This window comes from Nocardia suismassiliense (assembly GCF_900269665.1).
Taxonomy (GTDB): Bacteria; Actinomycetota; Actinomycetes; order Mycobacteriales; family Mycobacteriaceae; genus Nocardia; species Nocardia suismassiliense.
Genome location: NZ_LT985361.1, coordinates 2577159 through 2584681 on the forward strand (window position 1 = coordinate 2577159; position 7523 = coordinate 2584681).

General features: G+C 68.9%; 6 protein-coding genes. 3 read left to right on the forward strand and 3 right to left on the reverse strand.

The features are described 5' to 3' along the window. Positions 1–84: 84 nt before the first annotated feature. The gene (locus tag DBO33_RS11570) at positions 85–600 is read right to left on the reverse strand and encodes a gamma carbonic anhydrase family protein (protein ID WP_107655025.1); all 516 of its coding nucleotides are present in this window, start codon (positions 598–600) and stop codon (positions 85–87) included. Next, entirely contained in the window at positions 597–1559 is a 963-nt protein-coding gene (locus tag DBO33_RS11575; protein WP_107655026.1) for a GlxA family transcriptional regulator, read from the reverse strand. The genes DBO33_RS11570 and DBO33_RS11575 overlap by 4 nt, the downstream gene beginning before the upstream one ends. 71 nt (positions 1560–1630) lie before the next feature. Here DBO33_RS11575 and DBO33_RS11580 point away from each other — a divergent pair, with 71 nt between their 5' ends. Then, positions 1631–2383, forward strand: coding sequence for an MBL fold metallo-hydrolase (locus DBO33_RS11580; protein ID WP_107655027.1), 753 nt, complete (start codon positions 1631–1633; stop codon positions 2381–2383). Between the two features lie 353 nt (positions 2384–2736). Then, positions 2737–3852 carry an alanine dehydrogenase gene (gene ald / locus DBO33_RS11585; protein ID WP_107655028.1) on the forward strand — a complete coding sequence of 372 codons (1116 nt, stop codon included), beginning with the start codon at positions 2737–2739 and terminating at the stop codon, positions 3850–3852. Between the two features lie 68 nt (positions 3853–3920). Here the strand turns inward: ald and sigJ are convergent, their stop codons facing one another. After that, positions 3921–4883, reverse strand: a complete 963-nt coding sequence (gene sigJ, locus DBO33_RS11590) for an RNA polymerase sigma factor SigJ (protein ID WP_107660183.1) — start codon at positions 4881–4883, stop codon at positions 3921–3923. A gap of 1117 nt (positions 4884–6000) precedes the next feature. Between sigJ and DBO33_RS11595 the strand changes: the two genes are divergently transcribed. Next, on the forward strand, positions 6001–6918 hold the full coding sequence (locus DBO33_RS11595) for a cobalamin biosynthesis protein (RefSeq protein ID WP_107655029.1): 918 nt from the start codon (positions 6001–6003) through the stop codon (positions 6916–6918). Positions 6919–7523 lie beyond the last annotated feature (605 nt).

Here is a 7523-nt window from a genome sequence, read left to right on the forward strand (position 1 = left end):
TCGGCAGGAGACCCCGGGTCACCGGGCACGCTGGCCGAATGTTATCAGCGATTCCTACTGGACGCTTGATCAGTGTGTGCTGTCTCACACCTCTTTTGCGGCACGGTGATTGGCCGTGTTGTGTAGGTACACAGCCCCATTCAGCCGAATGCCGTCCTGCTCGGCCTCGCTGAGCTCACGCCGGACCTTGCCCGGCACTCCGGCGACGAGCGACCCGGGCGGAATCTGCGCGCCCTCCGGAATCAGCGCATTGGCCGCGATCAAACTGCCCGCGCCGATCACCGCGCCGTTGAGCACGGTGGCGCCCATGCCGACGAGCACATCGTCGCCGACCGTGCAGCCGTGCAGGATCGCGTTGTGCCCGACCGACACCCCGCTGCCGACGGTGAGCGGGAAGCCGGGATCGGCGTGCAGCACGCAGCCGTCCTGGATGTTGGTCCGCTCGCCGACGCTGATCTCTTCGAGGTCACCGCGCAGCACGGCGCTGTACCAAACGCTGACCTCGGCCGCGAGCCGGACCCGGCCGATCACCGTCGCGTTGGGCGCGACCCACGCCGCCTCGTCGATCTCCGGGGCGAACTCACCGATCTGAATCCTCATGCGGACGAACCTAGCCGTGCCCCCTGGAACAACGCGCGGTGGGCGGCCGGGCTGGTGCCGAGGATGCGGTGGAAGTGGTGACGCAGGCTGACGGCGGTGCCGAAGCCGGTGTCGGTGGCGATGCGGTCCATCGTGTCGTCGGTGGTTTCCAGCAGCAGCCTGGCGCGGTCGGTGCGCTGATGCAGCAGCCACTGCTGCGGGCTGTTGCCGGTGCGATCACGGAAGCGGCGGGTGAAGGTGCGCCGCGACATCAGGGCGACCCTGGCCCAGCCGTCGAGGTCGATCGATTCGCCGAGATGTGTTCGCGCCCAGACCATTGCGCGTTCGATCGGGTCGTCGTCGGCGGCGTCGGGTACCGCGATCGGGATGTACTGCGCCTGCGAGCCGCTGCGGTGCGGCGCGGTGACCAGATCCCTGGCCAGTTCGGTGGCCACCCGGCTGCCGAGGTCGGTGCGTACCAGGTGCAGGCAGCAGTCGAGGGCGGCGGCTACTCCTGCGGAGGTGACGACGTCGCCGAGGTCCGACCACAGGGTGTCGGCGCGCACGCGGACCGCGGGGAAGGCGCGGGCCAGCTGGGCGGCGGCCGCCCAGTGGGTGGTCACCTCGCGGCCGTCGGCCAGTCCGCTGGCCGCCACCGCCCAGGAGCCGAGGCAGAGGCCGACGATTCTGGCGCCTGCCGCGTGCGCCTGGTGCAGGGCGGTGCGGAGGTCGTCGGAGACGGGCAGGTCGCATTCCCAGGCGGGGATCACCACCGTGTCCGCCCGGATCAGCCGGTCGAGTCCGTGTCGCACCTCGATGTCGAAACCTGCTGGGGTGTGCAGACTTCCGGGCTTCTCGGCGCAGACGTCCACCTGGTACAGCGCCGGTCCGTGGACGCCGACCCGGCCGAACACCAGGCTCGGCACGGACAGGTGGAAGGGGCTCATGCCGTCATAGGCGAGGACGGCTACGGTGTGCATGGCCCGATTTTAGCGATAAGCGGCTCTCGGGCCACTGTCGGGTGTGCCAGCGGGTTGACAAGCTCGATGACATGACCAATCAGCTCGATGTTCTGCACATCGGTGGGCCCACCGTCCGACTCCGGTACGCGGGCCTTACCTTCCTGACCGACCCCACTTTCGACGCGCCCGGTGACTACCCGGGTCCGGTCACGTTGCACAAGCTCACCGGTCCTGCGGTGCCCGCCGACCAGGTCGGTCCGGTGGACGTCGTATTGCTCTCGCACGACGAGCACGCCGACAACCTGGACCACTCCGGGCGCGAATTCCTGAAGACCGCGCAGACCGTGCTCTCCACGCCCGGTGCTGCTGAGCGGATCAATGGCGTTCGCGGACTGAAGAATTGGGATACCGTGACGATCTCCGGCATCCGGATCACCGGCGTGCCCGCGCTGCACGGGCCCGAAGGTTGCGAGCCGTTGACCGGGGTCGTCACCGGGTTCGTGCTGCAGGCCGACGGTCAGCCGACCGTGTACGTCTCAGGTGACAACGCGTCGGTCGATCGGGTCGCGCAGATCGTCGAGCGGATCGGCCGGATCGATGTGGCGGTGCTGTTCGTCGGTGCGGCCAATGTCGGGCATTTCGGCGATACCGATCTCACGCTGAACGCGCGCACTGCGGTGCAAGCCGCCGAGGTGCTCGGCGACGCGGTGATCGTGCCGGTGCACGGCGAAGGGTGGGTGCATTTCAGTGAGACGCTGGATCGGCTGCGGCGGTTGTTCGAGTACGCGGGGCGGGACAAGCAGTTGCTGATCCCGCCGCTCGGCGTGGAGATCGCCGTTTGACACAGATAGGCGACGGGCCCGGTCCGAGCTGACATTTTTCGTGCATGTTGCGGGTAAAGCGATGGGTTGCACGCGAAAGTGTCCGCCCAGGCCGGCTCCGCTCAGGCCGCCGCGATGTCCCGGTTGGACATGCCCTGCGCCGCGAGCCGCACAATTTGCAGCTTCTGCGACCTCGCCTACTCACTGCTCGCTGCCGGAATGAGCTGTAGATCAGCACTGATTGCCAGCACCTGCCGCGGGCGTGCTGATCAACTTGCGCAGAAACCGCTCGTCGGCGGGCGGTCTCGTGATCATCGTGTGCCGCCCGCGCGTCGTTCGTGGCGTGTGCCCGTTACGGGGTCCACGATGGCGGTATGAGGATCGGAGTTCCACGGGAGGTCAAGGAGCAGGAGTTCCGGGTGGCGCTGACGCCGGCGGGGGCCGGGGAGTTGGCCGCGCAGGGACACGAGGTGCTGATCCAGGCCGGGGCAGGGGTCGGGTCGCGGTTCGCCGACACCGACTATGCGGCCGCGGGGGCGCGGCTGGTGCCGTCCGCCGACCAGGTCTGGCGGTCGGCGGAGCTGGTGTTGAAGGTGAAGGAGCCGATCGCCGAGGAGTATCCGCGAATGCGGCGCGGGCAGGTGCTGTTCACCTACTTGCACCTGGCAGCGTCGCGTGAGTGCACCGACGCCATCCTGCGTTCCGGGATCACCGCGATCGCGTACGAGACTGTGCGGGCCGCTGACGGGTCGTTGCCGTTGCTCGCGCCGATGAGTGAGGTTGCGGGCAAGCTCGGGGCTCAGGTCGGGGCGTATCACCTGATGGCGCCGCTGGGCGGGGCTGGGAGGCTGCTCGGCGGGGTGCCGGGGGTGCCGCCTGCCGATGTGGTGGTGCTCGGCGGTGGGGTCGCCGGGTCGAACGCGGCTGCGGTCGCCGCCGGTATGGGTGCGCGAGTTACCGTGCTGGACACCAACTTGCCTCGGTTGCGTGAATTGGACGCGCGCTTCGATGGGCGGATCGCCACGGTCTCCTCGAATGCCGCCGAGATTCAGCGGGCCGTTACCGCCGCCGACCTCGTCATCGGTTCGGTGCTGGTGCCGGGGGCGCGTGCGCCGAAACTCGTGTCCGACGAGCTCGTCGCGCAAATGCGGCCCGGTTCGGTGCTGGTCGATATCGCGATCGATCAAGGTGGTTGCTTCGCCGGGTCACACCCCACCACCCACGCGAATCCCACCTTCCGCGTGCACAATTCATTGTTCTACTGTGTCGCGAATATGCCGGGCGCGGTGCCGCCCACGGCTACTGTCGCGCTCACCAACGCCACGTATCCATACGTGCGCGCCATCGCCGAGCTCGGTTGGAAAGAGGCGTGCGCCGTCCACCACGATCTTGCGCACGGTGTGACCGCGGATGCTGGTCGGCTGTTGTCGGTGGAAGTGGCTGCGGCGCATGGGTATACGACGCCGCAGCCGGTGGGGTTGGCGGGCTGACCGGTCTCGGCGGATACGAGCGCGCGAGCGACCAGCTCGGTGTGTTCGGCACCGACTCAGGGTTCGGGTTACTCCTCCTCGGTGCGGTTTGCGCCGAGGTACCAGTCGGGCTCGCCCTCGGTGGGCAGGTCGTGCAGCTTGTCGGGGTTGCGGATGACATTGATGGCGACGATGCGGCCGTCATCGATGACGAAGTCGAATACGCCGATGTGGTTACCGTCGAACACGACCAGGCCGGGCGCGCCGTTGACCAGCACCGCGCGGCCCCACCCGTCCGCGGCGGAGGGTGCGTGGTACCAGCCGAGCAGCATCTTCGCGATGAGCTCGGCGCCGTGCACCGGCTGGCGGATGGCGGGAACCTTGCCGCCGCCGTCGGCGGTCAGGCTGACGTTCGCGTCGAGCACGCCGAGCAGCGCGCTGAGATCACCGGAGCGCCAGGCGACCGCGAAGGCGGAGACGACCTTCTCCTGTTCGTCCGGCGAGGCGGGGAAGCGCGGCGTGCCGTTCTCGACGTGCTTGCGGGCGCGGGAGGCGAGCTGTCGCACCGCAGCCGGAGTGCGGCCGACCACCTCGGCGACCTCGGGGCCGGTCATTCCGAACACGTCCTGCAGGACGAACGCGGTGCGCTCGGCGGGCGACAACGACTCGAGGACGACCAGCAGTGCGGTGGTGACCCGTTCGTCCTGGGTGACCCGGTCTGCCGGATCGTCCCAACTGGTGACCTCCGGCTCCGGCAGCCATTCGCCGACATACTGCTCGCGGCGAACCCGGGCCGACCCGAGCTGATCCAGCGCGAGACGACCTGTCACGGTGCTGAGCCAGGCGCGCAGATTCTCGATCTGTCCCGCCGTGCCCGCCTCGTGCTGCCGCTGCAGCCGCAGCCACGCCTCCTGCACCACATCGTCGGCGTCGGTGAGACTGCCCAGCGTGCTGTAGGCGAGCCTGCGCAGATACGGCCGATGCTCCTCGAACCGCCGGGCCAGCTCGGCCTGATCGAGGGGTTCCGGAGTAGAAGGCTGATCGGAAGTCACTGCTGTCGCCGTTCGGTCGTTCCGCCCCGCCGGGCGCGAGTTCATGGATGCGTCACCAGGTCGACGACGCAGCGGATCAGAGTGTGACACGCCGTAGATCGCCGACACGGTATGCCCGTCACCGACGAGGTTCGCATCACTGACGCGCCGAGTTCCGCATGATCGAGCCGATGCACCCAGTGGCCCGTCGTGCCGGTTCACCCAGGCACCACCGTCGCCGAAATCGCGCAGCGCGGCTGCCGAGCGGGACATGGTGGCGAACGCCGAGTGGGCGCGCGCCGTGACGTCCCGTCGGGCGGGGTTACGCATGATCGACGGGACATGGTGGTGGCGAATGCCGAGCAGGCGCGCCGTGGTGTCCCGTCGGGTGGCGTAGCTGATGTCGGCGGGACGTGGTGGCGGCAGACGTCGGGTGGGCGCGTCGTGGTGTCCCGCTCGGCGGGGTGGCTGGTGTCCGCCGGGAGATGGTGGTGGCGAATGACGAGTGGGCGTGTCGTGGTTTCCCGTTGGGCGGGGTTACGCATGATCGACGAGACATGGTCGCGGCGAACGTCGGGTGGGCGCGTCTTGGTGTCCCGCTCAGGGGGTAGCTGGTGTCTGACGGGACATGGGGCCGGCAGACCTCGGGTGGCGCGCTGTGGTGTCCCGTTTGGCGGGGTCGTTCATGGTCGGCGGGACGTTGTGGCGGCGAACGTCGGGTGGACGCGTCGTGGTGTCCCGTTCGGCGGGATAGCCCGTGATCGACGGGACGTGGTGGTGGCGAACGTCGGGTAGTGCGTTGTGGTGTCCCGTTTGGCGGGGTTACGCATGATCGGCGGGGCATGGTGGTGGCGAATGTCGGATGGGCGTGCCGTGGTGTCCCGCTGGGCGGAGTAGCTGATGTCGGCGGGACGTGGTGGCGGCAGACGTCGGGGGCGCGTCGTGGTGTCCCGCTCGGTGGGGTAGCTGGTGCCGGCGGGACGTGGTGGTGGCGAATGCCGGGTGGGCGCGTTGTGGTGTCCCATTCAGCGCGGGCGCTCGTGCTCGACGGGACATGGTGGCGGCATCCGCCGAGAGAGAGGTGCGCCGCTGTGTCCCGTTGATCGTGGGCTGTGGAGGGTGCGGATAGGCTCGGTGGGTGCAGAAGGGGACCGCTACCGCTGGTGGGTTGGTGTTGGGGTTTGTGCTCGATCGGGTGCTGGGGGATCCGCGGCGGTGGCATCCGGTGGCTGGATTCGGTTCGGCGGCAAGTGCGCTCGAATCGGTGACGTATGCCGATCGGCGTCGTGCGGGGGTGCTGCACGAGGTGGTGCTGGTGGGGGCGGTGGTCGGGGTCGGTGTGGGGGTTCGTGGTCTTGGATTGCCGGTCACCACGCTGGCCACCTGGACGGTGCTGGGCGGACGGAGCCTCGCCAAGGCTGGTAGCGAGATGGCCGATCGGCTGGAGGCCGGCGATCTGGACGGCGCTCGCGCGCTGCTGCCTTCGCTGTGCGGCCGCGATCCCGAGGTGCTCGACGCCGACGGATTGGCCCGCGCCGCACTGGAATCCATCGCGGAGAACACCTCCGACGCGACGGTGGCCCCGCTGGTCTGGGGTGCGCTCGCGGGTGTGCCCGGCCTGCTCGGCTACCGCGCGATCAACACCCTCGACGCCATGATCGGCTACCGCAACGACCGCTACCGCAACTTCGGCTGGGCCGCCGCCCGCACCGACGACCTGGCCAATTTGCTACCCGCGCGCCTCACCGGCCTACTCACCGTCGCGCTCGCCCCACTCGTGCAAGGCCGCCCGGCCGCCGCCCGCCGCGCCTGGCGCCGCGATGCCGCAAAACACCCAAGCCCCAACGCGGGTGTGGTCGAGGCATCCATGGCAGGCGCCCTCGGCGTCCGCCTCGGCGGCCGCACCCAATACCGCCACGGCACCGAACTCCGCCCCACCCTCGGCGACGGCCCCGCCCCGACCGTCGCGGACCTCCACCGCGCAGTGCACATGTCGGAGGCCGTGCAGTGGGCGTCGGTTGTGGTCGCAGCTATTTGGGCTCTCGCCAGGCGCTAGGTGCCGTAATGCCGCGCGTCATCGAGGGCTCTGTGGTGCCGCACGTGCTGGAGGTGGTGCAGTGGGCCTCGGTTCTGGTCGCCGCACCCTGTTCCCTCGCAGAACCTGAATCGCGCTATTCAACGAGCGAACTCGTTGATGGCGCGCTGAAGGGGCGTGGCAATGTCGGAGTTACGGACGAAGCTGAGTCAGCCTTCGTCCATTGCTTGGTCGCAGATGGCGCGCGAGCGACTCGATCTGACGGAGGTATACGAGTTTGTCGGGGGAGACCGCATCGGTGCAGCTCGCAGGCCGCGGCGGTGCCGGCGCGGGTGTGCGGGTCAGTCGCGGCCGCGACCGTAGCGGTCTGCCAGGCGCGCTTCGGTTGTCGGCTTGGGAACGGCCGGAGTGGGTGTGGCGGTGGGGGGTTTGGGGGGGCTCTTTTACACATCTGACGCTGCCGGCGAAGGGGTTGGGGGGGGGTTCGGGGGGCGGCGGGTGATTTACAAAAAAAAACGACAGGCGCGCCCGGGCCGTTGTTCTGGTCTTCTTACTACACTTTACTCCCTGTATGTCGTCCTTCGCCCGTTGCCTGGCCGTTCTGCATCCGCATGCTGTGCTGCTCG